The 26,150-nt window shown below is 65.2% G+C and carries 26 protein-coding genes; 12 read left to right on the top strand and 14 right to left on the bottom strand.

All coding sequences use genetic code 11. From position 1 onward, the window contains the following. Nucleotides 1–20 precede the first annotated feature (20 nt). The 4 genes from QRQ56_RS36415 (at nucleotide 21) to QRQ56_RS36400 (ending at nucleotide 4,454) form a co-directional block, all read left to right on the top strand. The gene (locus QRQ56_RS36415) at nucleotides 21–1,259 is read left to right on the top strand and encodes an FAD-binding protein (RefSeq protein WP_438746449.1); all 1,239 of its coding nucleotides are present in this window, start codon (nucleotides 21–23) and stop codon (nucleotides 1,257–1,259) included. Then, complete coding sequence (glcF, locus tag QRQ56_RS36410) at nucleotides 1,256–2,578, top strand: glycolate oxidase subunit GlcF (protein ID WP_438746447.1); 1,323 nt, start codon at nucleotides 1,256–1,258, stop codon at nucleotides 2,576–2,578. Before QRQ56_RS36415 ends, glcF begins: the two co-directional genes overlap by 4 nt. Beyond that, a complete protein-coding gene (locus tag QRQ56_RS36405) occupies nucleotides 2,575–3,069 on the top strand; it encodes a hypothetical protein (RefSeq protein WP_438746446.1) in 495 nt (164 codons plus the stop codon). The genes glcF and QRQ56_RS36405 overlap by 4 nt, the downstream gene beginning before the upstream one ends. 368 nt (nucleotides 3,070–3,437) lie before the next feature. Then, the gene (locus QRQ56_RS36400; protein ID WP_438746445.1) at nucleotides 3,438–4,454 is read left to right on the top strand and encodes a TorF family putative porin; all 1,017 of its coding nucleotides are present in this window, start codon (nucleotides 3,438–3,440) and stop codon (nucleotides 4,452–4,454) included. A 201-nt stretch (nucleotides 4,455–4,655) separates the two neighbouring features. On the opposite strand, the gene QRQ56_RS36395 is transcribed toward QRQ56_RS36400, so the two are convergent. Then, nucleotides 4,656–6,413 carry an ABC transporter ATP-binding protein/permease gene (locus tag QRQ56_RS36395; RefSeq protein WP_438746443.1) on the bottom strand — a complete coding sequence of 586 codons (1,758 nt, stop codon included), beginning with the start codon at nucleotides 6,411–6,413 and terminating at the stop codon, nucleotides 4,656–4,658. Between the two features lie 316 nt (nucleotides 6,414–6,729). Between QRQ56_RS36395 and QRQ56_RS36390 the strand changes: the two genes are divergently transcribed. After that, complete coding sequence (locus QRQ56_RS36390) at nucleotides 6,730–8,394, top strand: L-lactate permease (protein ID WP_438746442.1); 1,665 nt, start codon at nucleotides 6,730–6,732, stop codon at nucleotides 8,392–8,394. Nucleotides 8,395–8,533: 139 nt separating this feature from the next. Then, nucleotides 8,534–8,932 (top strand): META domain-containing protein, encoded by a 399-nt coding sequence (locus QRQ56_RS36385; protein WP_438746440.1) that lies wholly within the window; start codon nucleotides 8,534–8,536, stop codon nucleotides 8,930–8,932. Nucleotides 8,933–9,058: 126 nt separating this feature from the next. Here QRQ56_RS36385 and QRQ56_RS36380 read toward each other — a convergent pair whose 3' ends face one another. The 3 genes from QRQ56_RS36380 to QRQ56_RS36370 all read right to left on the bottom strand — a co-directional run bounded on the left by QRQ56_RS36380 (nucleotide 9,059) and on the right by QRQ56_RS36370 (nucleotide 12,563). Beyond that, nucleotides 9,059–10,270 carry a hypothetical protein gene (locus QRQ56_RS36380; protein ID WP_438746438.1) on the bottom strand — a complete coding sequence of 404 codons (1,212 nt, stop codon included), beginning with the start codon at nucleotides 10,268–10,270 and terminating at the stop codon, nucleotides 9,059–9,061. 198 nt (nucleotides 10,271–10,468) lie between these two features. Continuing rightward, nucleotides 10,469–12,100, bottom strand: a complete 1,632-nt coding sequence (groL, locus tag QRQ56_RS36375) for a chaperonin GroEL (RefSeq protein ID WP_438746437.1) — start codon at nucleotides 12,098–12,100, stop codon at nucleotides 10,469–10,471. 166 nt (nucleotides 12,101–12,266) lie between these two features. Beyond that, nucleotides 12,267–12,563 (bottom strand): co-chaperone GroES, encoded by a 297-nt coding sequence (locus QRQ56_RS36370; protein ID WP_092229977.1) that lies wholly within the window; start codon nucleotides 12,561–12,563, stop codon nucleotides 12,267–12,269. A 317-nt stretch (nucleotides 12,564–12,880) separates the two neighbouring features. Here QRQ56_RS36370 and QRQ56_RS36365 point away from each other — a divergent pair, with 317 nt between their 5' ends. Further along, nucleotides 12,881–13,402, top strand: coding sequence for a hypothetical protein (locus QRQ56_RS36365; protein WP_438746435.1), 522 nt, complete (start codon nucleotides 12,881–12,883; stop codon nucleotides 13,400–13,402). Nucleotides 13,403–13,612: 210 nt separating this feature from the next. Here the strand turns inward: QRQ56_RS36365 and QRQ56_RS36360 are convergent, their stop codons facing one another. Both QRQ56_RS36360 and QRQ56_RS36355 read right to left on the bottom strand, forming a co-directional pair. After that, entirely contained in the window at nucleotides 13,613–14,404 is a 792-nt protein-coding gene (locus QRQ56_RS36360; protein WP_438746434.1) for a protein phosphatase CheZ, read from the bottom strand. A gap of 60 nt (nucleotides 14,405–14,464) precedes the next feature. Next, complete coding sequence (locus QRQ56_RS36355) at nucleotides 14,465–14,671, bottom strand: hypothetical protein (protein ID WP_438746433.1); 207 nt, start codon at nucleotides 14,669–14,671, stop codon at nucleotides 14,465–14,467. Nucleotides 14,672–14,722: 51 nt separating this feature from the next. On the opposite strand from QRQ56_RS36355, the gene QRQ56_RS36350 reads away from it, so the two are divergent. After that, nucleotides 14,723–15,535, top strand: coding sequence for a L,D-transpeptidase family protein (locus QRQ56_RS36350; RefSeq protein ID WP_438746432.1), 813 nt, complete (start codon nucleotides 14,723–14,725; stop codon nucleotides 15,533–15,535). A gap of 119 nt (nucleotides 15,536–15,654) precedes the next feature. On the opposite strand, the gene QRQ56_RS36345 is transcribed toward QRQ56_RS36350, so the two are convergent. The 6 genes from QRQ56_RS36345 to QRQ56_RS36320 all read right to left on the bottom strand — a co-directional run bounded on the left by QRQ56_RS36345 (nucleotide 15,655) and on the right by QRQ56_RS36320 (nucleotide 21,163). Further along, nucleotides 15,655–16,467 (bottom strand): DUF2076 domain-containing protein, encoded by an 813-nt coding sequence (locus tag QRQ56_RS36345; protein ID WP_438746430.1) that lies wholly within the window; start codon nucleotides 16,465–16,467, stop codon nucleotides 15,655–15,657. 125 nt (nucleotides 16,468–16,592) lie between these two features. Next, nucleotides 16,593–17,438 (bottom strand): ChbG/HpnK family deacetylase, encoded by an 846-nt coding sequence (locus tag QRQ56_RS36340; RefSeq protein ID WP_438746429.1) that lies wholly within the window; start codon nucleotides 17,436–17,438, stop codon nucleotides 16,593–16,595. Beyond that, complete coding sequence (locus QRQ56_RS36335; protein ID WP_438746428.1) at nucleotides 17,435–18,484, bottom strand: glycosyltransferase family 2 protein; 1,050 nt, start codon at nucleotides 18,482–18,484, stop codon at nucleotides 17,435–17,437. Before QRQ56_RS36335 ends, QRQ56_RS36340 begins: the two co-directional genes overlap by 4 nt. Before the next feature lie 96 nt (nucleotides 18,485–18,580). Then, complete coding sequence (hisG, locus tag QRQ56_RS36330) at nucleotides 18,581–19,558, bottom strand: ATP phosphoribosyltransferase (protein WP_438746425.1); 978 nt, start codon at nucleotides 19,556–19,558, stop codon at nucleotides 18,581–18,583. Between the two features lie 3 nt (nucleotides 19,559–19,561). Then, entirely contained in the window at nucleotides 19,562–20,713 is a 1,152-nt protein-coding gene (locus QRQ56_RS36325) for an ATP phosphoribosyltransferase regulatory subunit (protein ID WP_438746423.1), read from the bottom strand. A gap of 225 nt (nucleotides 20,714–20,938) precedes the next feature. Further along, a complete protein-coding gene (locus QRQ56_RS36320; RefSeq protein ID WP_438746421.1) occupies nucleotides 20,939–21,163 on the bottom strand; it encodes a hypothetical protein in 225 nt (74 codons plus the stop codon). A 144-nt stretch (nucleotides 21,164–21,307) separates the two neighbouring features. Between QRQ56_RS36320 and QRQ56_RS36315 the strand changes: the two genes are divergently transcribed. Beyond that, nucleotides 21,308–21,874 (top strand): hypothetical protein, encoded by a 567-nt coding sequence (locus QRQ56_RS36315; protein ID WP_438746420.1) that lies wholly within the window; start codon nucleotides 21,308–21,310, stop codon nucleotides 21,872–21,874. A 9-nt stretch (nucleotides 21,875–21,883) separates the two neighbouring features. Continuing rightward, complete coding sequence (locus tag QRQ56_RS36310) at nucleotides 21,884–22,894, top strand: helix-turn-helix domain-containing protein (RefSeq protein WP_438746419.1); 1,011 nt, start codon at nucleotides 21,884–21,886, stop codon at nucleotides 22,892–22,894. Between the two features lies 1 nt (nucleotide 22,895). Here the strand turns inward: QRQ56_RS36310 and QRQ56_RS36305 are convergent, their stop codons facing one another. Beyond that, nucleotides 22,896–23,651: a 16S rRNA (uracil(1498)-N(3))-methyltransferase gene (locus QRQ56_RS36305; RefSeq protein ID WP_438746417.1), complete on the bottom strand. Its 756-nt coding sequence runs from the start codon at nucleotides 23,649–23,651 to the stop codon at nucleotides 22,896–22,898. A 219-nt stretch (nucleotides 23,652–23,870) separates the two neighbouring features. Between QRQ56_RS36305 and QRQ56_RS36300 the strand changes: the two genes are divergently transcribed. Both QRQ56_RS36300 and ubiA read left to right on the top strand, forming a co-directional pair. After that, complete coding sequence (locus QRQ56_RS36300) at nucleotides 23,871–24,533, top strand: hypothetical protein (protein ID WP_438746491.1); 663 nt, start codon at nucleotides 23,871–23,873, stop codon at nucleotides 24,531–24,533. After that, nucleotides 24,530–25,462, top strand: a complete 933-nt coding sequence (ubiA, locus tag QRQ56_RS36295) for a 4-hydroxybenzoate octaprenyltransferase (RefSeq protein WP_438746416.1) — start codon at nucleotides 24,530–24,532, stop codon at nucleotides 25,460–25,462. Before QRQ56_RS36300 ends, ubiA begins: the two co-directional genes overlap by 4 nt. Before the next feature lie 117 nt (nucleotides 25,463–25,579). On the opposite strand, the gene QRQ56_RS36290 is transcribed toward ubiA, so the two are convergent. After that, complete coding sequence (locus QRQ56_RS36290) at nucleotides 25,580–26,098, bottom strand: DUF6101 family protein (protein ID WP_438746414.1); 519 nt, start codon at nucleotides 26,096–26,098, stop codon at nucleotides 25,580–25,582. Nucleotides 26,099–26,150 lie beyond the last annotated feature (52 nt).

Genomic DNA, 26,150 nt, shown 5'->3' with positions numbered 1-26,150 from the left:
ACTTGGATACCGGCTCACTCGTGGATACGCTCAAAGTCAGAGACGCCAAAGACGTCGAAGAGGTGGTGCGCGCGGCGATTGCCAATGAGCAGCCGCTCGAGATCATCGGTCATGGCTCAAAGCGCGGCATTGGCCATGCGATGGCGACCAATGCCGTCCTCGACCTCTCCGGGCTCAATTCGGTCACCTCCTACGAGCCGAACGAGCTGATCATCACCTTGCAGGCCGGTGCGCCGCTCGCCGACGTGCTGTCGCTGATCGATGCCAAGAACCAGCAATTCGCCTTCGAACCGATGGACACCGCGCCGCTGCTCGGCACGCCAGCGCGCGGCACCATCGGCGGGATGATCGCAGCAGGGCTCGCCGGCCCGCGGCGGATCAGGGCGGGCGGGGCACGCGACCACCTGCTCGGGGCGCACGCCGTCTCCGGCTTTGGCGACAGTTTCAAGACCGGCGGCAAGGTGGTGAAGAACGTCACCGGCTACGACCTCTGCAAGCTGCTGGCGGGATCCTGGGGCACGCTGTCCGTGATGACCGAGGTGACGCTCAAGGTGATGCCGAAGCCGGAATCGGAGCGGACATTGCTGCTGCGCGGGCTTGACGATGTCGTTGCCAACAAGGCCATGACCGCGGCGCTCGGCTCGCCCTTCGACGTCTCAGGTGCTGCACATCTGCCGAAATCAGCGTTCCGTGCCAAGACCGACGGGCTTGGCGACCTTGCAGGGGAGGGCGAGGCGCTGACCGCGCTGCGGCTCGAGGGCATCACGGCCTCCGCCGCCCACCGCGCCGGCTCGCTGCGCGAGTTGCTGGCGCCGTTCGGAGCCGCGGCGCTGGTCGAGGACGCGGCCTCCGCGTCGCTGTGGGCCACGATCCGCGACGTGCTTCCCTTCGCCGCCGGCGGCGCGCTCGGCGCCTGGCAGGTGTGGCGGATCGTCTGTCCGCCGGCCTCGGGCGCGGCACTCGGCACGCAATTGGCGCGCGAGACGGGGGGCGATGTGATCTACGATTGGGGCGGCGGGTTGATCTGGGCGGCATTGCCGCCGAAGGGCGATGCGCATGGTCCGGCCGTGCGCGCGCACGCCAATGCGGTCGGGGGACATGCGATGCTGATCCGGGCGGCCGAGGATGTCAGGCGCGAGGTTGACGTGTTCCATCCGCAGGCATCGGGCATTGCCGCCCTGAGCGAGCGGGTGCGCGCCAGCTTCGATCCGAAGACCGTTCTCAACCGGGGACGCTTGAGCCGGGGCGCATCGGCATGAAGACCGAATTCACACTGGCGCAGCTCGCCGATCCCGATATCGCCGAAGCCGACAAGATCCTGCGCGCCTGCGTCCATTGCGGCTTCTGCACCGCAACCTGTCCGACCTATGTGCTGCTCGGCGACGAGCTCGATAGCCCGCGCGGGCGCATCTACCTGATCAAGGAGATGCTGGAGAAGGACCAGACCCCGACGGCCGAGGTTGTCAAGCATGTCGACCGCTGCCTGTCGTGCCTGTCCTGCATGACGACCTGCCCCTCGGGGGTGAACTACATGCACCTCGTCGACCAGGCCCGGGTCCGGATCCAGCAGCGCTACCAGCGGCCTCTGGCCGAGCGGGTGCTGCGCCAGGTGCTGGCTTACGTCCTGCCGGACCCGCAGCGATTTCGCATCAGCATGGTGCTGGCGCGGCTGGCCCGGCCGCTCGCGGTGTTCCTGCCGACCCCGCGGCCCTCGGCCACGCCCGGCCTGATCCAGCGCCTCAAGGCGATGCTGGCGCTGGCCCCAAACCGGCTGCCGCCGCCCGGCGCGCTGCCGGGCAGCGTGTTCGCAGCGCTGGGCAAGAAGCGCGGCCGGGTCGCGCTGCTCCAGGGCTGCGCCCAGCAGGTGCTGGCGCCGCGCATCAACCAGGCCGCCATCAGTCTGCTCACCCGCCACGGCATCGAGGTCGTCCTCGTCAGGGACGAGCAGTGCTGCGGCGCGCTGACCCATCACCTCGGCAACGATCAGGATGCGTTGGGGCGGGCGCGCGCCAACGTCGCGGCGTGGCGCAAGGAAGCGGCCGGCGAGGGGCTCGACGCGATCCTGGTGACCACGTCCGGCTGCGGCACGGTGGTCAAGGACTACGGCTATCTGCTGCGCGAGGATGCGGCCTTCGCTGCCGATGCAGCCACGATGTCCGCGCTCGCCAAGGACATCACTGAATACATCGCCGGCCTCGGGATAGAGCCGACCGCGCGACAGGACAACATCGTCGTCGCCTATCACTCAGCATGTTCGTTGCAGCACGGGCAGAAAATCACGAGCCTTCCGAAAGAATTGCTTTCCAAGAATGGATTCGTGGTGAAAGATGTGCCGGAGAGCCATTTGTGTTGCGGTTCGGCGGGGACCTACAACATTCTCCAGCCCGAGCTTGCGGGCCGGTTGCGCGATCGCAAGGTCGCCAACATCGCGAGCGTCAAGCCGGACATGATTGCCGCGGGCAATATCGGCTGCATGGTGCAGATTGCCAGTGGCACGTCAGTTCCGGTCGTACACACGATTGAGCTTCTCGATTGGGCTACGGGCGGGTCGCGGCCGGCACTGAATGCGCAAGGTTGAGCTTTCAGGGCCTCAACTGTCCTCCCGGGGTGACGACTGAAGACGCCCGATCGACCATTGTTCGGCGGCAACAGGAGGACCACGATGGCGAAAGCGAAGAAGAAGAAAAGCAAGAAGGCCAAAAAGGCCAAGAAGGCTGTAGCGGCGAAGAAGACCGCGAAGAAGGCAGCCAAGAAATCCGCGAAGAAGTCCGCGAAGAAATCTGCCAAAAAAACTTCGAAGAAATCGAAGAAGGCTGCTCCGAAGAAGGCCGCCAAGAAGGCTGCGAAAAAGTCGGCCAAGAAGGCCGTGAAGAAGGCCGCACCGAAGAAGGCCGCAAAGAAAGCGGCACCGAGGAAGGCGAAGGCAGCTCCCGCGCCGAAGCCGTCAGCACCGGCGGCGGCGGCTCCGGCTCCCGAGCCGGCAGCCGAGACAAGCTGGGCGATGCCTTCGTCTTCTGCGGAAGCGGCGCCGGCCGAGGGGCAGAGCTAGCTCCCGGCCAGCGACCTTGATCGTCAACAACAGGGCCGCGGCGGTAACGCTGCGGCCTTTTTGCATCGTCCCGCCCGCTCGGAAGCCCTTGCTTTCCCGTGCCCGATTGATTCGTAGCCCGGCTGCCACGCCGGGCGGGCCTCCCCGTACTTGCACGGAGTCGCAGTGCACTTTGGAATGCAAATAATGTGATCGAGAAGACACACAGCCTGACAACCTTTCGTGGAATCGTTGAAACGCCCAAAAAGGCGGCAGTTGCCCGCGATTTTTGCTTCACGGTCCACGTCCCTCAATCCAGATTGTCGCAGTAACGTAATTTTGCACGCAGGTCGTTTGGCCCCGGGGGGCTTCCGGGACCGACTGGCAAGAACTGGTGATGGGGATTGAAATGAAAAAAGTGGCTTTGTTGGCAACGGCGCTGGCAATGGTGACGACGGGCTCGGCTTTCGCAGCAGACATGCACGTGAAGGCAATGAAAGCCCCGCCGCCGCCCGCTTTCGACCCCTGGGATGTCGCCTTCGGCGCCGCGATCATGAACGACTACGTCTTCCGCGGTATCACCCAGTCGAACCACAAGCCGTCGGTCGCTGCCTATTTCGAGCCGCGCTACAACGTCACCAAGGACCTGCAGCTCTATGTGGGCGTGGCCGGTGAGAGCATCTCCTTCCCGAACCGCGCCGCGGCCGAGATCGACATCTACGGTGGTATCCGCCCGACCTTCGGCGCCTTCGCCTTCGACATCGGTGTCTGGGGTTACCTCTATCCGGGCGGAACCTGCTTCTACGGCGCCGCCGCCGACACCGCCGGCAATCCGCTCAGCGCCGAGTGCGCCGCCAACGCGCTGTTGAACGGCAACGTGATGAAGAAGGACGTCAGCTTCTTCGAAGTCTACGGCAAGGTGAACTACACCATCAACGACAACTGGAGCGTCGGCCTCAACGAATACTATTCGCCGAACTTCCTCAACACGGGCGCCTGGGGCAACTACACCTCGATCACGGCCAAGTGGACGGCGCCGAGCGCGACCTTCGGTTCGAGCGGTGTCGGCATGTATGTGTCCGGCGAGTTCGGCCGCCAGTGGTTCGGCACGTCCGACTCGTTCTACGGCACCGGCATCGCCAGCCCGCTGGGTGGCGGCCCGTTCCCGAACGGCATCAAATATGCTGACTACAACACTTGGAATATCGGCGTCGGCTTCACTTACAAGGTCGCGACGCTGGATCTCCGCTACTCCGACACCGATCTCTCGAAGGCGAATTGCAACGCCTTCACCAGCGACAACACCGCCACCTTCAGCGGCAGCTTCAGCAGCATCAATCCCTCGGGCGTCGGCTCGAAGTGGTGCGGCGCTGCCGGCATCGCCAAGCTCTCGTTCGACCTGACGGCGATGACCAACCTGAAGTAAGTTTTGTCCCGAGACGACTTACGAGGGCGGCAGAGCAATCTGCCGCCCTTTTGCTTGTCTCCACGCCGTCATGGCCGGGCTTGACCCGGCCATCCACGTCGCTCCGAGCCGAGAAAGGGCGTGGATGCCCGGGTCAAGCCCGGGCATGACGAGTGGGGCGATGGCTCGACCTCGATGACCAGCGGCCACACAGCGTTGGCCTCAGCGCGCCGCGGTCGGCTCCTGCGCCGGCGCTTTGGCTTTGCCAAGCACGTGGATGTCGCCGTCCTCCACCAGCGACACCTTGCGGGTGTGGAAGGCGTCGAGCGTCGAGCGGTGGCCGATGGAGACGATGGTGGCCTGGGGCAGCTTCTCGGTCAGCAGACGATAGAGCCGGTCCTCGGACGGCTCGTCCAGCGAGGCCGTCGCCTCGTCGAGGAACAGATAGTCCGGCACGTGGAGCAGCGCGCGGGCAAGGCCTAGGCGTTGCTGTTCGCCGAGCGACAAGGTCCGGTTCCAGTGGCCGTCCTCGTCGAGCCGCTCCGCAAGGCGCGGCATGCCGACGGCGGCCAGCGCCTCGCGAATCTTCTCGGGCGGGATCGAGCCGTGCTCGGCGGGGTAGATGACGGCGTCGCCGAGCGGGCCGATCGGGAAATACGGCCGCTGCGGCAGCATCATCAGCTTCGACTTTTCGGGGACGGCGACCGTGCCGGTGCCGAACGGCCAGACGCCCGCGATCGCCCTGAACAGGGTGGACTTGCCGGAGCCCGAGGGGCCGGTCACCAGCACGCGCTCCGAGGGCTGGATCGTGAAGGCATCGGCTGCGACCAGAGGTGCGCCGTTCGGCAGCTTGACCAGCAACTGCTCGAGCGCGATGGCCTTGCCGTTGGACGGCGCCACCTCGATGGTCGGCTCGAGCGCCGCACCTTGGGCGGCGGAGCCGACCGACATTTCGAAGCCGTCGAGACGGGCGATGACCGAGCGCCATTCGGCGAGCGAGCGGTAGGCCGTGACGAAGAAAGACAGCGCGTCCTGAACGCTGCCGAACGCCGAGCCGGTCTGCATCATGTCGCCGAGCTGGATGCGCTTGGCGAAATAGGCGGGCGCCACCACCACATAGGGAAAGATCGTTGCGGCCTGGCCGTAGCTCGCAGTGAAGGCGGTCAGGCGCTTGGTCCGGCTCATGATCTCGTACCAATTGCCGATGACGAAGCCGAAGCGCTGCAACAGGCGCCCCCGCTCGGCGCCCTCGCCCTTCAGAAGGGCGATCTGCTCGGAGTTCTCGCGCACGCGGATCAGGTTGAAGCGGAAATCGGCCTCGAAGCGCTGCTGCTCGAAATTGAGGTTGATCAGCGGGGCGCCGATCCAGTGGGTCAGCGCGGTACCGACGATCGCATAGGCCACCGCGCACCAGACCAGAAAGCCGGGGACGACGATGTCGGTGCCGTAAATGTACAAGGGCGCCTTGTAGGACAGGCCCCAGAGGATGACGACGAACGAGGCCAGCGTCACGACCGAGGACAGGAGGCCAAGGCCAATGGTCAGCGTCTGCTCGACGAAGGTCTTGACGTCCTCGGTGATGCGCTGGTCCGGATTGTCGGCGGCGTCGCCCTTGAGCTGCATGCGGTAATGCGTGGCGCCGTCGAGCCATTCGCCGAGATAATGTTGCGTCAGCCATTGCCGCCAGCGGATCTGGAGCCACTGGTTCAGATAGAGCTTGTAGACGGCCAGAGCGACGAAGGTGAAGGCAAGGCCCAGGAAGATCCAGACCTCCTTGATGAACTCGGGCAAATCGTAGGCCTGCAGCGCGCTGTAGAACCGGTTCTGCCATTGATTGAGGAGCACGTTGATCGCGACCAGCACCAGCTCCATCGCAACGATCACGGCGAGCAGGGTGCGGCCGACCCACTTATCCTCCGATCGGAAATAGGGAGCGGCGATTCGCCAGACGATCGCGAGCGTGGCGCTGATGTTCTTCACAGAGCGGGATCTCCTCGGGGATTGTGGACAAATGCCCGGAGCCAAGGACTTGAAGCCATGGCAGAAAGCGGCGCGCTTAGACTAAAGTCGCAAGGTCTGCAATTTGCGTTGTCTTGTCGCACCTCGCAACCCTAGCATGGCGTTCGACGGCGCGGGGTAGGGGTGCTCCGGGATTTCGCGACCTTGTGAGCGGGAACGGGAACCGCCGCATTCGCGAGGAATTCGCGTCCCGCTCGGGGGTTATCGCTTCAGCGTCAAGCAGGATCGGCTCTCCACGCGGGCCGTCTGCCGAAAACATGCGTGGGGGAGGAAGACCATGTGGAATCAAGTCTATGACCCCTTGCACAGCCCTGTGCTGTCGACGATCGCGGCGGCGGTGCCCGTCGTCACGCTGCTGGTCCTGATCGCCAGCGGACGCGTTCAGGCGCATATCGCGGCGATCATCGCCGTGATCGTGGCCAATTTGATCACGATCTTCATCTTCACCATGCCGGCGAACATGTCGATCCGCGCCTCGGTGCTGGGCATCGTGACCGGCTTCTTCCCGATCGGCTGGATCGTCCTCAACGTCATCTTCCTCTATCAGGTGACGGTGAGCACCGGCCGCTTCGAATTGCTCAAGCGCGCCATCGGCGGCGTCACCGAGGACCGGCGACTGCAATTGCTGCTGATCGCGTTCTCGTTCGGCGCATTCTTCGAGGGCGCCTCGGGCTTCGGCACGCCGGTCGCCATCACCGGTGCGGTGCTGATCGGGCTCGGCTTCTCGCCGCTTGCCGCGTCCGGCCTGTCGCTGATCGCCAACACCGCGCCGGTCGCCTATGGCGCGCTGGGCACGCCGATCCAGGGCCTTGCTTCGGTCACCGGGCTCGATCCCTACATCCTCGGCGCGATGGTCGGTCGCCAATTGCCGTTCTTCTCACTGATCGTGCCGTTCTGGGTGGTGTGGGCGTTCGCGGGCTGGAAGGGCATGAAGGATGTCTGGCCGGCGATCCTGGTCACCGGCGTGTCGTTCGCGGTTCCGCAATATGTGATCTCGAACCACATCAATCCCTGGATCGTCGACATCGGAGCGTCGCTGATCTCGATGGGAGCGCTGATCCTGTTCCTGAAGGTCTGGCAGCCCAGGCAGCTCTGGCTGTCGCCGGCGCTGCGCGGCCGCGATGAGTCGGCGGCCACCATGGCGGCGGCGAAACCGCTCGACAAGACGCCGCTGACGCAGGGCGAGCTGTTCAGCGCATTGCTGCCGTGGATCATCGTCTGCATCGTGATGCTGATCTGGGGCAACGGCGCCTTCAAGACCTGGGCGAATTCGATCTTCGTCTGGAATTATCCGGTGCCCGAGCTGCATCAGATGATCAACAAGATGCCACCGGTCGCGCCAGGGCCGACGAAAGAGAGCGCGGTGTTCGGCTTCACCTACCTGTCCTTCACCGGCACGGGCATGCTGATCGCGGCGATCATCTCCGGTGTTCTGATGGGCGTCGGTCCCGGCCGGCTCCTGACCGAGTACGGCCGCACCATCCGGCTCTGCGCGATCTCGCTGATCACGATCTCGGCGATGCTCGCGATCGGCACCCTGACGCGGCTGTCCGGCGTCGACGCGACGCTTGGTTTGGCGTTCGCCGCAACCGGCGTGCTGTATCCCTTCTTCGGCACGCTGCTCGGCTGGCTCGGCGTGGCGTTGACGGGATCGGACACGGCGTCCAACGTGCTGTTCGGAAACCTGCAGAAGATCACCTCCGAGCAGCTCGGCCTGTCGCCGGTGCTGATGGCGGCGGCGAACTCGTCCGGCGGCGTGATGGGCAAGATGATCGACGCGCAGTCGATCGTAGTCGCCTCCACCGCCACCAACTGGTACGGCCACGAGGGCACGATCCTGCGCTTCGTGTTCTGGCACTCGATCGTACTGGCCTGTCTGGTCGGTGTGCTCGTGACGTTGCAGGCCTATGTCTACCCGTTCACGGCGCTCGTCCTGAAGTAACGCGCCAGGACCGGCTTCGATGCAAATCCCCGCGGGGTTCGCCCTCCGCGGGGATTTTCGTATCTGCCATGAGCGAACCTTCTCAATGGCGCCGCCGTCTTATAGAAGGTGCCGCAAATCACGTCGGACGAGAGGTCTCATGGTTTCGCTCAAGCAATTGGTGTGTGCGGCGGTTGCAACGCTCGCGATATCCACGGTCGCGCGTGCCGAGGACGGTTTTCCGTTCGGCAGCGAGATGACGCTGGAAGCGTTGCCGCAGGCGGGCTCCAAGCGGATTCCGAACATCGAGATCGGCGATCACGGCGAGGTGTTGCTGGAGCTCTGGTGCAAGGGCGGCAAGGGCCAGTTCTCGGTCGCCGGCAACACCGTCATCTTCGTTCCCGGCCAGATCCAGGACCGCAACTGCCCGCCGGCGAGAGCGCAGGCCGACGACGATCTCCTCGCAGCGCTCTCCAGCGTCGAGACCTGGAAGCGCCAGGGCGACGTGCTGACGCTGATCGGCCCCAAGCCGCTGCGCTTTCGGACGACGGGGAATTAGGGCAGCTGTCATTCCCCGCGAAGGCGGGGAATCCAGTACGCCTCGGCCTACCGTTTCAATCATTTCCGTCTCGGATTACTGGATCGCCCGGTCAAGCTGGGCGATGACACCGAGTAGGTGGCTACATTATTTCCACACCGACTTGTCGGCGTCCCAGCGCTGCCCCTTAAGCTCCTTGGCGAGGGCCTCGATCGAGCCGTTATCGTCGGGCTGCTCGCCTTCCTCGTCGACCGAGGCGTCGTCGGAGAGATTGAGCTTGGCGCCGGTGCCTTCGTCGGCGGTCGTCGTCGCGGGGCTGCCGATCCAGAGCATGAGCTTGTCGGTGCTGCCTGGCTTGTCGGGCGAGACCAGCCCCGTGATCTCGATCGTGTCGGTCAGCTCGAGCGCCGGGAAATCCAGGTTCGGCCGCTTGAAGACCAGCTTGAGCTTGCCCGTGGCGGGGCTGAAAGTCTGCGAGACCGGCTTTGCCGCGAGCGTTCGGCTCAGGACGTTCGAGACGGCGGTCGCGAGCTTGGTGCGGTTGATCTTGTCGCCCTCGCGCCAGTCGGCCGCGGTGAAGCGGATGGTACGGTCCATCTCGGTCATGCCCGCGGTCCAGCCGGCGGCGGTGACGCCCGGCGTCGCCTTGAACTTCGCCAGCAGCGCGCCGGCGCGCTCGGGATCGACCGACATGTTGATGGTCTGCTCGCCTGCGCGCAACGCATCGCAGCCAACGGTGAGGCTCGCCAGCGTCACCTCGACATCCTGGCCCTTCAGGCTCTTCAGGAAATCGGTCGCCGCATCGAGCTTGACCTTGACCGCGATCGCCTCCGGCGAGACGTCGGTGAAATCCTTCGGCTGCGGCGTGATGCCGTCGTCGGAGGTCTGGTTGTCCTGAAATTCCTTCTCGCTGAGATCGGAATTGTCGGGCGAGGTGACCTCGGTCACCACCTGGCCGATGCTGATCTGGCCGCGGAATTCGAACGTGTCCCCGCTCTGCTTGCGCAGCAGCTTGACGCTGACGGGCGCCTTCTCGCCGACGCTTTGCGTGGTGCCGGTCAGGGTCTGGCCCGCGACCTGGAGGTTGACGACGAAGCGGTCCTTGCGGTCGGAATTCTTCGCGACGGGGTAACAGACGTCGAGCACCGCTGCCGTGACCGTCTTGCCCTGGCGCGTCTCCTTCAGGATCACGTCGGCATTGCCGTCCATCAGCCCGTCGATCGAGGTGAAATAGCGCGTCTCCACGCCGCCGGGCGACGCGGCCTTGGGCGACAGCTTCATCTGGGCGGAGGCAGTTTCAGGCGAAGCTGCCAGCAGAACGGCCAACAGGGCTGTCGAACAAACCAGAAGCGCGCGCATCGACGAAATCCTCGAGCAATGAGCATGATCCGGAAAAGTGCGAAGCGGCTTTCCGAAAAGATTCTGCTCAAACAATAGAATCGGCGCCACCGTAGTGGGTTTTGGCCGTGGATTGAATCGGAAAGCGGAGCCCATCGTCGGCAAAAAAGAAGGCCGCCCGGAGGCGGCCTTCGCGATGGTGTCGGGTGAGGATGGGCTTTAGAAGCCGCCCATTCCGCCGCCGGCCGGCATGGCAGGCGGAGCGTCCTTCTTCGGCGCCTCGGCGACCATGGCTTCGGTGGTCACCAGCAGGCCGGCCACGGAGGAGGCGTCCTGCAGCGCGGTGCGCACCACCTTGGCGGGGTCGATGATGCCCTTCTCGACCATGTCGACATAGGCCTCGTTCTGGGCGTCGAAGCCGAACGTCTCGGACTTGTTCTCCAGGATCTTGCCGACCACGATCGAGCCTTCCACACCCGCGTTCTCGGCGATCTGGCGGATCGGAGCTTCCAGCGCCTTCAGCACGATGTTCATGCCGGCCTGCACGTCGGCATTGGCGTTGGTGAGGCGTCCCACAGCCTTCTTGGCGCGGAGCAGCGCGACGCCGCCGCCGGGGACGATGCCTTCCTGCACCGCGGCGCGGGTGGCGTTGAGCGCGTCCTCGACGCGGTCCTTCTTCTCCTTGACCTCGATCTCGGTGGCGCCGCCGACGCGGATCACCGCGACGCCGCCCGCGAGCTTGGCGAGGCGCTCCTGGAGCTTCTCACGGTCGTAGTCCGAGGTGGTCTCCTCGATCTGGGCCTTGATCTGGCCGACGCGGGCCTCGATCTCCGGCTTCTTGCCGGCGCCCTTGACGATCGTGGTGTTCTCCTTGTCGATCACGACCTTGCCGGCGCGGCCGAGCATCTTCACCGTGACGTTCTCGAGCTTCATGCCGAGGTCTTCGGAGATCAGCTGGCCGCCGGTGAGGATCGCGAGGTCTTCGAGCATGGCCTTGCGGCGGTCACCGAAGCCCGGCGCCTTGACGGCAGCGACCTTGAGGCCGCCACGGAGACGGTTGACGACCAGGGTGGCCAGCGCCTCGCCTTCGACGTCCTCGGCGATGATGACGAGCGGCTTGCCCGACTGCACCACGGCTTCCAGCACGGGCAGCATGGCCTGCAGGCCGGAGAGCTTCTTTTCGTGCAGGAGGATATAGGCGTCCTCGAGCTCGGCGGTCATCTTCTCGGGGTTGGTGACGAAGTAGGGGCTGAGATAGCCGCGGTCGAACTTCATGCCCTCGACGATGTCCACCTCGGTGTCGAGCGACTTGTTCTCCTCGACAGTGATGACGCCCTCGTTGCCGACCTTCTGCATCGCCTGGGCGATCATCTTGCCGATGGCGGCATCGCCGTTGGCGGAGATGGTGCCGACCTGGGCGACCTCGGAGGAGGCGGCAACCGGCTTGGCGCGCTTTTCGATGTCCTTGATGACGGCGGCAACCGCGGTGTCGATGCCGCGCTTGAGGTCCATCGGGTTCATGCCGGCGGCAACCGCCTTGGCGCCTTCGCGCACGATGGCCTGGGCCAGCACGGTCGCGGTGGTGGTGCCGTCGCCGGCGAGGTCGTTGGTCTTGGAGGCGACCTCACGGACCATCTGGGCGCCCATGTTCTCGAACTTGTCCTCGAGCTCGATCTCCTTGGCGACGGTGACGCCGTCCTTGGTGATGCGGGGCGCGCCGAACGACTTCTCGATGACGACGTTGCGGCCCTTCGGGCCGAGCGTCACCTTGACGGCGTTGGCGAGAATGTCGACGCCGCGCAGCATGCGATCGCGCGCGTCTCCGGAAAACTTGACGTCCTTGGCAGCCATATCTGCAATCCCTCGTGTTTCGTGCTGTGTCTTGTTTCGTGCTGTACGGCGCTGTCTTCGTCATTGCCGGGCTTGACCCGGCCATCCATCTTCTTGTGCGGAAGCATGGATGCCCGGATCGCTCGGATCCGGGCATGACATTCAGCGGCCGTTCAGGCGGACGGCCTTAGGCCATAACGCCCATGATGTCCGACTCCTTCATGATCAGGAGATCTTCGTTGTCGATCTTGACCTCGGTGCCCGACCACTTGCCGAACAGCACGCGGTCGCCGACCTTGAGGTCGATCGGGATCAGCTTGCCGGCCTCGTCACGGCCACCGGGGCCGACGGCGACGATTTCGCCCTGGGACGGCTTTTCCTTGGCGGTGTCCGGAATGATGATGCCGCCCTTGGTCTTTTCCTCGGCGTCGATACGTTTGACCACGACACGGTCATGCAGCGGACGAAATTTGGATTTAGCCATGACGTTTCCCTTTGGAGGCTCGCTTCGGAAGTAGTGGAAAGTGGGTGGGGCGGCGCTTCCGTCCACCCCCTATCCCGAGGATCGAACGGCGCGCTTAGCAATCGGGCTTTCCGAGTGCTAATAGTGGGCTGGGAAATATGGCTTGGCCGCGATCCTGTCAAGCAAAGGTGGTTAAGCGATTGGTGAGGCGGATATAGGATGGTGGCATTGGAAACTTGTTCGGGGCGCCGACGTATTAAAGGACGTCATTGCTCCGGCAGCGGTTTTGCGCTTGGCTGCAGGAGGGGTGCGGCCATGGTCTTGTTCGGGGGAATGCCATGATCAGTTCAGCTCACGCGCGCACGGTTGCCAATCTGGCGGCCGCCTCTTGTCTGGCGCTGCTGCTGGGCGCCTGCGGCGGCGGCATGAGCCTGCCGTCCTTTTCGTCGTCCTCGCCGCCGCCCGACGCCGAGCCGGGCGTCGCCCCGGAAATGCCTGCGACCATTCGCGCCGACGAGATCGTCGGCCGCTGGGGCCTGGCCTCGTTCCAGAACCCGGCCGACCGCACCCGCACCGAGGCGGCCGCCCGGGCCCAGTGCAAGAATCCCTACGTGATCACCGCCGGCTCCTCCGGCGGCGTGATCATGCATCTGGCCGACCAGGCGACGCCCCAGGAACTGCGGCTGAAGGGCTCGCCCAGCGGCAAGAACTATATCGGACCGGCAGGTCCCACCCCTGGCGAGCAGGACCGCGAGATCGTCTCGTTCGACGGCCGCGTCCTGATCACCCGCTTCATCGACAAGGACGCCGCCACCCGCTACGGCAACATGGTCTACGTCCGCTGCGCGCCGCGGGCGTAGTTACATTTCTCCGTCATGCCCCGCGAAGGCGGGGCATCCAGTACGCAGCGGCTTCTCGGCTCAATCACTGCTGTGTCTGGAATACTGGATCGCCCGGTCCCGGTGCGCAATTGCGCACTGGCCGGGCGATGACAGCGGAAGGGATGACACCCAAAAACAAAAAACGCCGGCCCCAAGGCCGGCGTTTTTGTCTTTCTGTCTGTCGTCCGCTCAGTCGAACAGCGCGTCGATGTCGTCCTGCGAGGCGTGGCCGACGTCGCCGTTGAGCTTGGGGCCGTTGAGCAGCTTCTCGTCCTCGCTGCGGTTATCGGCATGCACATGCGCCGGCACATGGGACTTGATCGCGTCGACGCCGCCCCAGATGTCCATCATCGCATTGATGTGCTGCTCGATGAACTTCATCGTGGTCATGACCTTGCTGATGCGCTGGCCGGTCAGGTCCTGGAAGTTGCAGGCTTCGAAGATGGAGATGACGCGTTCCTGGATGTCGTCGGCGAGGCGCTTCTGCTGATCGGCCGAGTCGACCTTGGACATCGCGCTGGCGGCCTGGTCGATCGATTCCGCGGCCTCGAGGATCTGCTGGGTCGCCTGTTCGGTGCCGCCGACCACCGCGCCGAGCTCGCCATTGACCTTGGCCATTTCGCCGCCGTCGAAGCTCTTGCCGTGCAGCGTCGCGATCTCGCGCTTGGTGCGGTCGATGGCGTCGTGGATGAGGTCGAGCTCGACCTTCAGCTTCTCGCACTGCTCGATCTGCGCCCGATACGTATCGAGCATGGTGCGCGCTTCGGAAAGCTCATGGGCCGTCGAGGCGTCGATCGCCGCCATGGCTGCGCTGCCGGACAGCGGGGCCGCCGTGGCGCCCTTCGCCATCTGTGCGCGGATCGCGCGCAGCTCCGCCATGATCTCGCTATGCATCGGGCCCGCCTCTTCGGTTACTTCGAGAATCGGCATCTCGCCACTAACGATATCCTCGACCCGAAAACGTTTGCGGTGAACAGCCATCAGGAACTCCCCCCACCTCACTCACGCGTCTTTTTAGGCAGAAGCGATTTAACACGAAGTTCACAGCCGGAACTGTTGTGCGGCTGTCGTGCGACGGCTTGCAAAGAAGCGATTAACCATGGCCGCGCCGCGTTCATCGAAAATAAACGCTGATCGCCAAATTGCCGCGCGCTTGACGACGTGGTGAATCCAAACGCCGCTTCCGTTTACTAAACGAAACGGCTTTTGCCCTTTATTGACCACGTCGAGGAGCGCAGGACCAACCACCGGCTCTCGGGCGACGCATGTGATCTAGACGAAACAGTACAGAGTACGTCGATGTTCAAGAAAATGTCTGTCGCGCTGCTTGGCAGCGCTTGCACCTTCATTGTTGGCGCGAACAGCGCCAGCGCCTTCGACAACACCGTGCCGAACGATCCGCCCGCGGTGCTCTACCAGCCGCAGGTGCCGCCGGCGCCGGTGCGCGTCGCCTCCAATGCGAACATGGGCGGCGGCTTCATCGAGTTCCTGTTCGGCGACGGCCCCGGCCGCGGTCCGGCCTATGCGCCCGAGCGGCCGGTGTATCAGCAGCAGCCGGGCTATTACGACCAGCGCCGCCTGCCGCCGATGGGCGAGCCGCAGATGCAGGGTGGATATCAGCAAGGCGCGCTGCAGCAGGACGCGGTCGATCCGCGGCAGCGTCAGTTCGACCCGAGATTCGAGAAACAATCCGTTGACTATAGCGGCAAGGAAAGTGCCGGCACGATCGTGGTCGATACGCCGAACAAGTTCCTCTATCTGGTCGAGGGTAACGGCAGGGCGATGCGCTACGGCATCGGCGTCGGCCGCCCCGGCTTCACCTGGTCCGGCGTGAAGTCGATCACGGCCAAGCGCGAATGGCCGGCCTGGACGCCGCCGTCGGAAATGCTGGCGCGCCGACCCGATCTGCCCCGGCACATGGAAGGCGGTCCGGAAAATCCGCTCGGCGCGCGCGCGATGTATCTCGGATCGACGCTCTACCGCATCCACGGCTCCAACGAGCCCTGGACCATCGGCACCAACGTCTCCTCCGGCTGCATCCGCATGCGCAACGAGGATGTCATCGACCTCTACGGCCGCGTCAATGTCGGCACCAAGGTCGTGGTGATGTAGCCAAGCGATCGCTGCTCGCCTTCTCCCAAGGAGGGGAAAAGCGAAGAGCGCAAAACGACGCAAAATAAAACGGCCGCCTCCCGGGCGGCCGTCTTCGTCTGTTGCGCTATCGAGCAGCCTTACGCGTAATCGCTGCCGCCATCGTCGTCGCCGCCGAAATCGCTGTCGTCGGCCAGGTCCAGGTTGCCGCCGTCGTTGTCGTCGCCGTAGTTCCGATCGTTGTCGTTATGATCGTTGCTCGCCTGGTCGGAGAAGCTCTGGCGGGACTCCCGGTTCGAGCCGATGTCGTTGAGGCCGGCATCGCGCGCCAGCGAGCCGCCGGACTGATCGCTGCCGCTCCAGGGACTGCGATCGCCGCCAAGGGAATTGCCGTCGCCGAAGGCCTGCTGGTGCGATCCGCCCATCATGCCGCGGATGCTCGAGAGCAGCAGCGAGCCGCCGACGACGCCGGCCGCGGCCGCCGCGGCCGTGCCGAGGAACGAGCCGCCGCCACCGCCGACCGGCGGAGCGCCATAACCCTGACCTTGGCCGTAGGCCTGCCCATAAGGCGGCGGCGCGCCGTAGCCCGGCTGGCCCTGCGGCATCGCCTGTCCGGTGTTCCAGACGGGCCGCTGCTCGCGCGGCGGCACGTTCGGAACCGAGCCGCGCGAGGGGCCTCCGCCGAACAGGGTGTCGCGCATGGTGTCGAGGAAGCCGCCGGATTGCGCCTGTTCGGGCGCATGGGCCGCTTCCAGCTCCTGGATCCGGTTATGAGCACGCTTCAGCGCTTCGTCCTGCAACAGCGTGGTCTGCACCAGCGCATAGACCGCGCCGGGGGCCTTGCGCAGGCCATCGGAGATCGCGGCGATCGCGTCGGGATCGCGCGGTGCGTTTTCCAGTTTCGAAAGCCGGTCGAAAAGGTCGTCGACGAGCTGGCGTTCCTGCGGCGTCATGGTCAGTCTCCCTCGCGCAAAACAAGCGCGAGGCAGATGTAGGGTTCCATTGTGGCCCCAACAGTGCCGGCCGGATTAAATTTCCGTATGCGACAAGGTGCCTCAAAGCCAGGCTTTTGCCGGCGTCATCCCAGCGTGACGCGGCGCTCCGTCAGCAGGCGCTCGAACGCCTCGCCCGCGAGATAGGCATGCTCGCGTTCCCTGACGTCGGTCATCTCGTCGAGGCCGACGAGGACGTCGTCGACGAAGCCGGGGTGGCACATCACGAGGCCGCCGTCCGGCAAGCCTTCCAGGAACTGTCGCATCAACTCGCCGAAATCTGTCCCGCGCGTGAAATCATAGGCGCCGGCGAAACCCGGATTGAAGTCGAGCCCGGCGTCGCCGGCGCAGCGGCGGAATTGCGCGCTGAGGACATCGAGCACCAGGGCCTTCGGCGAAGCCAGCCGCTGCTTGAGCGGCAGGTCGCGGCCACCCTGGCGTACCCAGGCCTTCGGCGCGCCGTCGCTGACCGCTTCCACGAAGCCGTCGCGCACCTGCGGATAGAGCTGCACATGCTGATGGCCGTCCACGAAGTCGGGCGCGCGACCGAACGCTTCCATGAAGGCGGCGAGCTGCGCCTTCACCTCGTTGCGAAAGAACTCGCGGTCGAGCCGGCGCATCAGTCCGGCGCGCAGCAACTTAGGAAACGGCATGAACATGTCGCCGTCGAGCGGGCGGAAATGCATGGTGAGGGGACGGAACGGCGCCGACAGCGTCACATGCAAACCGATCGCGCAGCGCGGGCTCGTCTGCGCCGCCGCCTGAAGCGCCTCGACCTCGCTGCGCGCGATCGCAGGCCCCACCATCATCACCGAGGTGGCGTTGAGACGACCGCGCTCGATCAGGTCGCGGATGGCGCGATTGACGCCGGGGCTGATGCCGTAATCGTCGGCGCAGAGCCAGATCCGCCGCAGCTCCGCGGCCGTGCTCATTCGGCCGCCGTCCGCTTCGCGGCGGCTTCACTCGAAGCGTCGGCCTCGGCGCGCTTTTCGCTGTGCTCGGCGACGAAGTAGATCGGCCGCGCCTTCATCTCGGACAGGATCTTGCCGATATATTCGCCGACGATGCCGATCATGATGAGCTGCACGCCGCCGATCGTCATCAGGCCGATCACGAGCGAGGGATAGCCGGGGACCTGCTTGCCGGTGGTGAACACCTCCCAGAGGATCGACAGGCCGAACAGGAAGGCGCCGCCGGCGAGGATGACGCCGAGCAGGCTGGCGAAGCGCAAGGGCGCCACCGAAAACGAGGTCAGGCCCTCGATCGACAGGCCCAGCAGGCTCGCGGCGTTGAAGGTGGTGACGCCATGGGCGCGCGCCGAAGGCTCGTAGTCGACGCGGATCTGGCGGAAGCCGATCCAGCTTGCGAGGCCCTTGAAGAAGCGGTTGCGTTCCGGCAGCTGCCGGAGCGCGGCGACGGCGCGCGGCGACAGCAGGCGGAAGTCGCCGGCGTCCTCGGGGATCTTCTGGCGAGCGCCCCAATTGATCAGCGCGTAGAAGCCGTGCACGGAGACACGGCGCAGGAAGCTCTCGTTGTCGCGATGTGCCTTGGCGGTATAGACGACGTCATAGCCGTCATCGATCCAGTGCCGCACCAGCTGCTCGATCAGCGCCGGCGGATGCTGGCCGTCGCCGTCCATGAACATGACGGCGCCGAGCCGGGCGTGATCGAGGCCGGCCATCAGCGCCGCCTCCTTGCCGAAATTGCGCGACAGCGAGACCACCTGGACGTCGATCGCGTCGGCCGGCAGGCTACGTGCGATCGCCAGCGTCGAATCCTTGCTGCCGTCGTCGACATAGACGACCTCGCAAGCGAGCCGGTAGCGCTCCTGCACGGTCCTTGCGAGATCGCAGATGCGCTGATGCAGGGCGGCGAGCCCCGCCGCCTCGTTGTAGACGGGGACGACTATCGACAATCCCTTCGCGGCCGCAGTGCTCGCGGTGGTCGTCATGCCGGAAACGTCGGAGCCCAGCGTCATCGATCAAGTCCCAGAGGCGTTCAAAGTCATCTCAACAGCATATGGTAGCTGCCGTTTGCTGTCGCAAAGCTGAACGGAGCCGAGCGTACCTGGGGCTTACCGCCGCAGGAAGGTCTCGAGCTTGGCGAACAGCGGGTTCTCCCGGTCGAACACGTAGTCGAGCGACGCCACCGAGACGGTCTCGGCGCCATGCTCGCGCAGGAAGCTTGCCAGTGCATAGAGCTGTCCCGGCGGGCAGTGCAACGTCAGCATGCCTGACGAGGTGGGGCCGCCGAACGGGGCCTCGACGCCGAACCGGCTGTGGGTTTCGCCGAGCAGGGCGGCGTCGCATTGCCGGAAGCGGGTGCGGACCTCGCGGTATTTGTTGGCCCGCGCCCGTGCCGCGATGTGGTCGAGGATCACCCGTGCCGTCTCCCGCGCCTGCGGCGACCAGTCGGCATCCTTCGACGCCACCAGATTGGCCTGGCTGCGCAGCATCACGCCGTCGTCGAGCACCCGCAGGCCGTTGGCGGCGAGGGTTGCGCCCGTGGTTGTGATGTCCACGATCAGTTCGGCGCTGCCGGCCGCCGGTGCGCCTTCGGTTGCGCCCGCGCTTTCGACGATGCGGTAATCGGTGATGCCTTGGGTCTGGAAGAACGAACGGGTGAGATTGACGAACTTGGTCGCGACCCGCATCCGCATGTGATGCTGCTCGCGGAAGCCGGTGGTGACGTCGTCGAGGTCGGCCATGGTGCGGACGTCGATCCAGGCCTGTGGCACCGCGACGACGACGTCGGCATAGCCGAAGCCGAGGCCGTCGATCAGCAACACGCGCTTGTCGGCATCGGCGATGTTCTCGCGCACCAGGTCTTCACCGGTGACGCCAAGATGCGCAAGGCCGCGCGACAGCTGCGAGGCAATCTCGCTCGCCGAGAGATAGGCGACCTCGACGTTGTCGAGGCCAGCGAGGGTGCCGCGATAGTCTCGGGCGCCGCCGGCCTTCGACAGCTTGAGGCCGGCCCGGGCGAAGAAGGCTTCGGTGTTTTCCTGCAGGCGGCCCTTGGAGGGAACGGCCAGAACGAATGGCGCGCTCATGACTTAAGCTCCCACCTTGCGGCCGATTCCGGTCAGCGCATCCACCCACACCGAGAAGCCCACCGCGGGGATCGGTTCGCTCGATCCGAGCTGGGTCATCAGCCCGTCATAGCGGCCGCCGGCAACCAGCGGCTCGCTGCCGTTGCCGCGGTGATGCAGCTCGAATTCGAAGCCGGTGTAATAGTCGAGGCCGCGTCCGAACGCGGTCGAGAAGCGCGTATGCTTCACGTCGATGCCGCGCGCGGCCATGAAGCCGACCCGGCTTTCGAACTGGTCGATCGCCCCGGCAAGGTCGAGCCGGGCATCGCTGGTGAGCGCGCGCAACGCGGCGATGGAATCGTCGGGGTTGCCCGATATCGACAGGAAACGCTTGAGCACCGTGATCGCCTCGCGCGACAGCGCGCCGCCCTTCAGAGTCGATTGCTCGAGGAATCGATCGGCGATCTCGGCGGTGCTGCGGCCGCCGACATTGGTGGTGCCGGCGATCGACATCAAATCGGTGACGAAGGCGAGCGCGGCCTTGCGGTCGGAGCCGGCCAGCGCGGCGAGCACACCCTCATATTCGCTGCGCGTCGCGGTGGTCGTGGCCGCCAGCCGCTCCAGATCCTGCTCCAGGCTGATCTTGCGGTTGAAATCCTTGACCAGCCGGCGGCGCCAGACCGGATAGAGGTTGAGCGCGTCGAGCAGCGCGTTGAACAGCGCAACATCGCCGGTGCGGATCTCGACGTCGTGGACGCCGAAGGCGCTGGTTGCCTCCAGCGCCAACGCCAGCATCTCGGCATCGGCCGCGGCGCGGTCCTGACGGCCGAACGATTCGATGCCGGCCTGCAGGAATTCGCTGGCGCGGCCGCTGCGGTAACGAAATACTGGGCCAAGATAGCTGAAGCCGGACGGCTGGCCGGCGCGGGTCGAGGCGAGATAGTCGCGGGCGACCGGGATGGTCAGGTCCGGGCGCAGGCAGAGTTCCTCGCCCGTGAGGTCCGTGGTCAGGTAGAGGCTCTTGCGGATGTCCTCGCCGGAGAGGTCGAGGAACGGCTCGGCCGGTTGCAGGATCGCCGGCTCGGCCCTGACGTAACCGGCCTGCGCGAACGACAAGAGCAGCGTGTCCGCCCAGGCGGCGGAGCTGGCAGCATTTGAGGTGGCAGTCGCGGTCATAACAGGGGTCCATCGACCCGGCGGAACCGGGCAGGCAAGGGAAAGGACAGGAATTGCGCAGCCCTTAGCATGGCCCGGAAGCGGTTTCGACCTCCAAAGGATCAATCGCTTAACGAGTTCGGCGCGAAGGCGGCCGGTCGGTCAGGTCTGAAGCGGAGCAGCGCTTTCATTTCCAACAAGGTAACAAAATACCTAACTTCTTGCCGCTCCGGAAGAGGGCCAATTTCACTCGCTGGGACCAGCGGCGTCCCTGATCAGCTCTGGGGCCGACGTCTCGGCTGCGACGAAGGCCGGCGCCGCCGCGGCGAGTTCGGCGTCTTCCGCTAGCTGCTCCACGAGCTCGAGTATCCTCTGCCTTCTGTCGTGGTCGGTGAGACGGAGAAATGCCCTGATGAGCCGCAGCTCTTCGTATCGCCTTGGATCCGGCGCGACGCCGTCGTTGACCGTCATGCCATCCATCGCTCTCGTCACCTCGAGTGGCCGTCATCGCCTTCGCGAACGCAGCGGCGCGCGATGTCGCGGTGCGGCCGAATGCCTGAAGTCACAATGATAAATTGAGAACCGACGGCAAGTCGCCGCATACTCAATTTGGGTATGGCGGATGATCCGCTCGCCGTAGCCATCGTTTACAAGATGGATGTTGGTTTTCGATTCATGCGCAATGCTTCAGATATTATCCGGACGGTCTCGCGACATACGCTCGCCTACATGCTGTTCTCGATGAGCGAGCTGTTCCGGCACTACGAGGAATTCGATCCACTGGACCTTCTGATCGTTCATGCCGTGCTGAACGCGAACGTCATCCACGTGATGAACGATCCGGTGCTGGACGAGAAGTTCTCCAGCATTCATGCCGTCGAGCCGGATGTGATCAAGCAGGGGGTGTCTCGTGCGGCACTCTCCCGCTTTCTCAGCCTGCCGCTCGAGACGGTTCGCCGTCGCGTGACGGGGCTGAAGCGGCGGAAGATCCTCGAAGAGACCAAGGCCGGACTGATCGTGACCGAGCAGAACGCGTTCAGGTTCGGCAACAACCACGAACTGCAGAAGACCAACATGCTGCTGCTGACCAAGCTGCTTCGCGATCTCAAGCGTGCGGGCATCAATGGGCCGGACGACCTGCGCGCCTCCAAGGGCGCCGCGTCCGCAAGAAAGGCAAAGTAAGCGCGCGACATGGATCAGGGCCATCTCGATACCGGGCGCGACGGCGCGCAAAAGCTGGCGACGGACCGCCTGATGTCCTTCCAGGGCCTCAAGCCGTCGTCGGCCCTCGAGCTCAGGGCCTACGACATCGACCATTTCGGCGAGACGGAAAGATATGCCGGCGCATCCAGCATGCCCTTGTCGGCCGGGGCGATCGCCATCATGCGGGCGCGGCTCAACCTGCCGAGCCTGACCCTGTCGCTGGTGAAGACCTTTCCGCGGATCATTCGCGGTTATCAATTATCGAATGCCGCCGCCTTCGTGGTGCCGATGGACCACGTGACCTCGGCCCGCATCAACGGGCAATCGATGGGCCGTTCCATCGTCGTTCTCAGAGGCGGCTCCGATTGCGTGGTCCACGAGCCGGAGGGCCGGCTGATCGGCGTCGTCTATTTCACACCGCCCCCGCGCGAGCCCTGGTCGCATCTCGGTGACGGCTATCATCTGGTGAACCCGACGCCGGACGTCCTGGCCTCGTTGCGCCGTCTGGTCTCCGTCACTTTGGAAACCGCAGCCCATGACCCCGACTTCCTGAACGCGCCGACGTCGTTGACGGCCGTCGAGCAATCGCTGCTCAGCACGATGGAAGCTGCGCTGCGCACCAGCACGATTGGCGGCCCGGTGTCGTCCAAGATGAAAGGCTACCGGCGGATCGTCGCGGACATGGAACGACTGATCCAGCAGGACCTGACGATCTGGCTCAAGACGCCCGAGCTCGCGGAGCAGGTGGGCGTGTCCGTCCGCACGCTCCAGAGCGCGACCCAGGCCATCTGCGGCATCAGCCCGCATCGCTATAGCCGGGTCCTGCGGCTCTGGTCGCTACGCAAGCAGCTGCGCGTCGGCGCGGGGCGGCGCAGCGTGAAGGCCTGCGCGATCGCGCATGGCTTCTGGCATCTGGGCGAGTTCGCGGCGAGTTACAGGGCGGCCTTTGGCGAGCTGCCGTCCGAGACCTTGCAGCGCGCGATGCAGGAAACGATTTAATTTAGCGTTTTCCGCCGTCCCAATCGCCCAGCACGGCCTGGACCAGCGCCAGCGCTGCCACTGCGGCGGTGTCGGCCCGCATGATCCGGGGACCGAGGGCCAGCCGGAGGATTTTGGGCTGGCGCAGCAGCAAGGCCCGCTCTTCCTCGGCAAAGCCGCCTTCGGGGCCGATCAGGACGTCGATACCTTGTCCGGCGGCGCGGGCGGCCTGGAGGCTCTGAACCGGATTTTCGACCTCGGCGGCCTCATCGCAGAAGATCAGCAGGCGGTCGGCCGGGCGCTGGCTGAGGAAACGCTCCAGGGCGACCGGTTCGGCGACGGTAGCGATGCTCAAAATGCCGCATTGCTCGGCGGCCTCGACGACATTGGCCCGCATCCGCTCGGTGTTGACCCGGGAGGCCTGGGTAAACCGGGTCAAAACCGGGTGCAGTTCGGCCGCGCCCATCTCGATGGCCTTCTGGACCATGTAGTCGAGCCGGGCGTGCTTGAGCGGGGCGAAGACGTAGGCGAGGTCGGCGAGCCGGTCCTGCGGCCGGGTCTGCTGCAGGATGACGAGCCCGTCCGGCCGTTTGCGGCCCTCAATGGCGGCCTGCCACTCGCCGTCGCGGCCGTTGAACGCCAAAACCTCCGCGCCGGCCCCAAGCCGCAGCACATTTCCGAGATAATTGCTCTGGTCGCGGTCGAGCGCGATCCGGGCGTCCTGGGCCAAGGGGGTGTCGACGAACAGGCGGGGGGCGCGAAAATCGTGGGAAGGCATGGTGCAAAAGTCCAATTTGGGGCCGTTATTAACCGAAAGCAGCCATTTCGGGGTAAATATTGCCAAGTCGCTGCGTCGGCGCGCCGCGCTCTTGCCCTATTCGGTGGGTTGTTAAGGGCCGGCGGGAATCGTAAAATCGCGAGCACGCTGGTTGCGCTTCAATTGAGAAGGCGCTGGACCCCGTCAGCTCCTGCCGGAGAGATTTTCTAGATGATCCGTATGATCCGTCATTTGATGGTTCCGATCACTGCCGCCATGGTCACCATGGCTGGCGCGGGTGCTTATGCGCAAAGCGCGTTCCCCGCACCGCTGCCCAACCAGGCTCCGACCAGCTCGGCGTTCCCGCCGGTGAACGGTTCGGCGCCGACGGCGTCCGTCGGGACGTCCCCGCAATCCTCGTTCCCCGTCAACGGCGCTGCGCCGATCGGCGGCCCCGGTGCGTTTGGCGCGGCTCCGCCGACGCAAGCGGGCCCCGGCGAGGACTGCATGAAGGCGTTCATGCCCCTGCGCGAAGAGGCCGAGAAGCGCGGCAAGCTGATCAAGGCCGCGAGCGACCGTCACGCGCCGCCCGATGAAGCCTGCAAGCTGATCCGCAATTTCAGTCAGGCCGAGTCGAAGATGATCAAGTACATCGAGGGCAACGCCTCGAAGTGCGGAATTCCGCCGCAGGTCGGCGCGCAGATGAAGGACGGCCACAAGAACACCGAGGCCATGCAGGCCAAGGTCTGCAACGTCGCGCAGCAGATGCAGCAACAGCAGGCGCGCCCCGCGGGCCCGTCGCTGAGCGAGGTGCTGGGCTCGGGCTCGGCGCCTGAGGCCAATGCCGGCAAGAAGGGCGGCAGCACCTTCGACACGCTCAACGGCAACGTCCTCACCCGATGAGCGACACATCAGCCCGCGTTGCCGATTCCACCGGCAACTGGGTCGATACGCTCGCGCCGCAATGGGCGCGGCCCTATCTGCGCCTGTCCCGCTTCGATCGCCCGATCGGCTCCTGGCTGCTGCTGATGCCTTGCTGGTGGTCGGCGGCGCTCGCCGGCGGCATGGCGCATGACGTCCGCGCGCTGCCGCTCACCATCGTGCTGTTCTTCATCGGCGCCTTCGTGATGCGCGGGGCGGGCTGCACCTGGAACGACATCACCGACCGCGATCTCGACGACAAGGTCGAGCGCACCCGCTCGCGGCCGCTGCCCTCGGGGCAGGTCAGCACGAAGCAGGCGCTGGCCTTCATGGTCGCGCAGGCCGTGATCGGCCTTCTGGTGTTGCTGCAGTTCAATCGCTTCGCGATCGCGACCGGCATCGCCTCGCTGCTGGTCGTCGCCATCTATCCCTTCATGAAGCGGATCACCTGGTGGCCGCAGATCGTGCTCGGGCTTGCCTTCTCCTGGGGCGCCCTGATGGGATTTGCCGTCACCTTCGGCCGCATCGACGTCACCGCGCTGGTGCTCTATGCGGGCTCGATTTCCTGGGTGATCGGCTACGACACGATCTACGCGCATCAGGACGCCGAGGACGACGCGCTGATCGGCATCAAGTCGACCGCGCGCCTATTCGGCGCGCATACGCACCAGGCGCTGATCCTGTTCTACGGGCTGTCGGTGATGCTGATCGGCGTCGCGCTGGCCTCCGCCGATGCGCGCTGGCCGGCCTGGCTCGGGCTCGCCTCCTTCGCCGCGCATCTGGCGTGGCAGATCATGCGCCTGCGGATCGAGGATCCGGAGCTCTGCAAGCGCCTGTTCTATTCGAACAAGCACGCCGGGCTGATGCTGTTCGCGGGTTTGTTGGCCGACGCGGTGATGCGGTCGGTGTAACGCAAATGCGTAGGGCGGATTAGCGAAGCGTAATCCGCCGACTTCTGTCCAAGCAGAAAGCAAAAGAGGCGGGTTACGCCTACGGCTAACCCGCCCTACGGCATTTGTGATTGCCGCTTAATTCCTCGCGATGATCTCGCGTTCGCCGTGGTGAACCATCACCTCGCGCGCCATGGCGACACGGCGGCGCATCAGGAATTTCGGGCGGCGGGCGCGGATCGCATTGGCGCGGCGGCGACGGGGGGCGGGCTTGCGCGCGCCTTCGTCGAGCTGCGGAAGCGCGAACAGCTCGCTCCAAATCGCCCAGGCTTCGGTGAGTTCTTCGCCGTCGACGCCGACGAGCAGCGTCACGGAGAGCGAGGGATCGCGATGCACGAGCACGAGGGCCTGTGCTTCGTCATTGCCGCGCAGCGCGACGCCTGTGAAGTCGGAGACGCGGACGTTGATCGCCATCTGCATGCCGCGTACGGCACGGCGCAGCACGACGCGTTCGCGATGAAGCTCGATCTGTCTGGTGTAGCCGTCGGCGCGCGGATCGTGCGCATCGAAGCGGACCGGAAGGGAAAGTGGGTCGAGCCGCGGAGAGCGGCTCGACCCGGCGGGGTTGACCCCGCATGTTGCTGTTTGACGCCTCACGGCTTTAGTTCTCCCCGCCAGGATTATGTTCCCGGTCGATGCGAGGACCTTA

It is taken from the genome of Bradyrhizobium sp. U531, assembly GCF_051710265.1.
GTDB lineage: Bacteria > Pseudomonadota > Alphaproteobacteria > Rhizobiales > Xanthobacteraceae > Bradyrhizobium.
The sequence above is the reverse complement of the archived record's forward strand: the minus strand, read 5'-3'. Positions and strand labels throughout refer to the sequence as shown.

Coding starts and splice junctions, on each gene's coding strand:
- ubiA (WP_438746416.1), top strand. CDS start 24,530: ATGAGCGACACATCAGCCCGCGTTGCCGATTCCACCGGCAACTGGGTC.
- QRQ56_RS36320 (WP_438746421.1), bottom strand. CDS start 21,163: ATGACGGTCAACGACGGCGTCGCGCCGGATCCAAGGCGATACGAAGAG.
- QRQ56_RS36400 (WP_438746445.1), top strand. CDS start 3,438: ATGAAAAAAGTGGCTTTGTTGGCAACGGCGCTGGCAATGGTGACGACG.
- QRQ56_RS36350 (WP_438746432.1), top strand. CDS start 14,723: ATGTTCAAGAAAATGTCTGTCGCGCTGCTTGGCAGCGCTTGCACCTTC.
- QRQ56_RS36380 (WP_438746438.1), bottom strand. CDS start 10,270: ATGCGCGCGCTTCTGGTTTGTTCGACAGCCCTGTTGGCCGTTCTGCTG.
- QRQ56_RS36300 (WP_438746491.1), top strand. CDS start 23,871: ATGATCCGTCATTTGATGGTTCCGATCACTGCCGCCATGGTCACCATG.
- QRQ56_RS36390 (WP_438746442.1), top strand. CDS start 6,730: ATGTGGAATCAAGTCTATGACCCCTTGCACAGCCCTGTGCTGTCGACG.
- QRQ56_RS36335 (WP_438746428.1), bottom strand. CDS start 18,484: ATGACGCTGGGCTCCGACGTTTCCGGCATGACGACCACCGCGAGCACT.
- QRQ56_RS36310 (WP_438746419.1), top strand. CDS start 21,884: ATGGATCAGGGCCATCTCGATACCGGGCGCGACGGCGCGCAAAAGCTG.
- QRQ56_RS36315 (WP_438746420.1), top strand. CDS start 21,308: ATGGCGGATGATCCGCTCGCCGTAGCCATCGTTTACAAGATGGATGTT.
- QRQ56_RS36365 (WP_438746435.1), top strand. CDS start 12,881: ATGATCAGTTCAGCTCACGCGCGCACGGTTGCCAATCTGGCGGCCGCC.
- groL (WP_438746437.1), bottom strand. CDS start 12,100: ATGGCTGCCAAGGACGTCAAGTTTTCCGGAGACGCGCGCGATCGCATG.
- QRQ56_RS36370 (WP_092229977.1), bottom strand. CDS start 12,563: ATGGCTAAATCCAAATTTCGTCCGCTGCATGACCGTGTCGTGGTCAAA.
- glcF (WP_438746447.1), top strand. CDS start 1,256: ATGAAGACCGAATTCACACTGGCGCAGCTCGCCGATCCCGATATCGCC.
- QRQ56_RS36385 (WP_438746440.1), top strand. CDS start 8,534: ATGGTTTCGCTCAAGCAATTGGTGTGTGCGGCGGTTGCAACGCTCGCG.
- QRQ56_RS36345 (WP_438746430.1), bottom strand. CDS start 16,467: ATGACGCCGCAGGAACGCCAGCTCGTCGACGACCTTTTCGACCGGCTT.
- hisG (WP_438746425.1), bottom strand. CDS start 19,558: ATGAGCGCGCCATTCGTTCTGGCCGTTCCCTCCAAGGGCCGCCTGCAG.
- QRQ56_RS36305 (WP_438746417.1), bottom strand. CDS start 23,651: ATGCCTTCCCACGATTTTCGCGCCCCCCGCCTGTTCGTCGACACCCCC.
- QRQ56_RS36325 (WP_438746423.1), bottom strand. CDS start 20,713: ATGACCGCGACTGCCACCTCAAATGCTGCCAGCTCCGCCGCCTGGGCG.
- QRQ56_RS36360 (WP_438746434.1), bottom strand. CDS start 14,404: ATGGCTGTTCACCGCAAACGTTTTCGGGTCGAGGATATCGTTAGTGGC.
- QRQ56_RS36340 (WP_438746429.1), bottom strand. CDS start 17,438: ATGAGCACGGCCGCGGAGCTGCGGCGGATCTGGCTCTGCGCCGACGAT.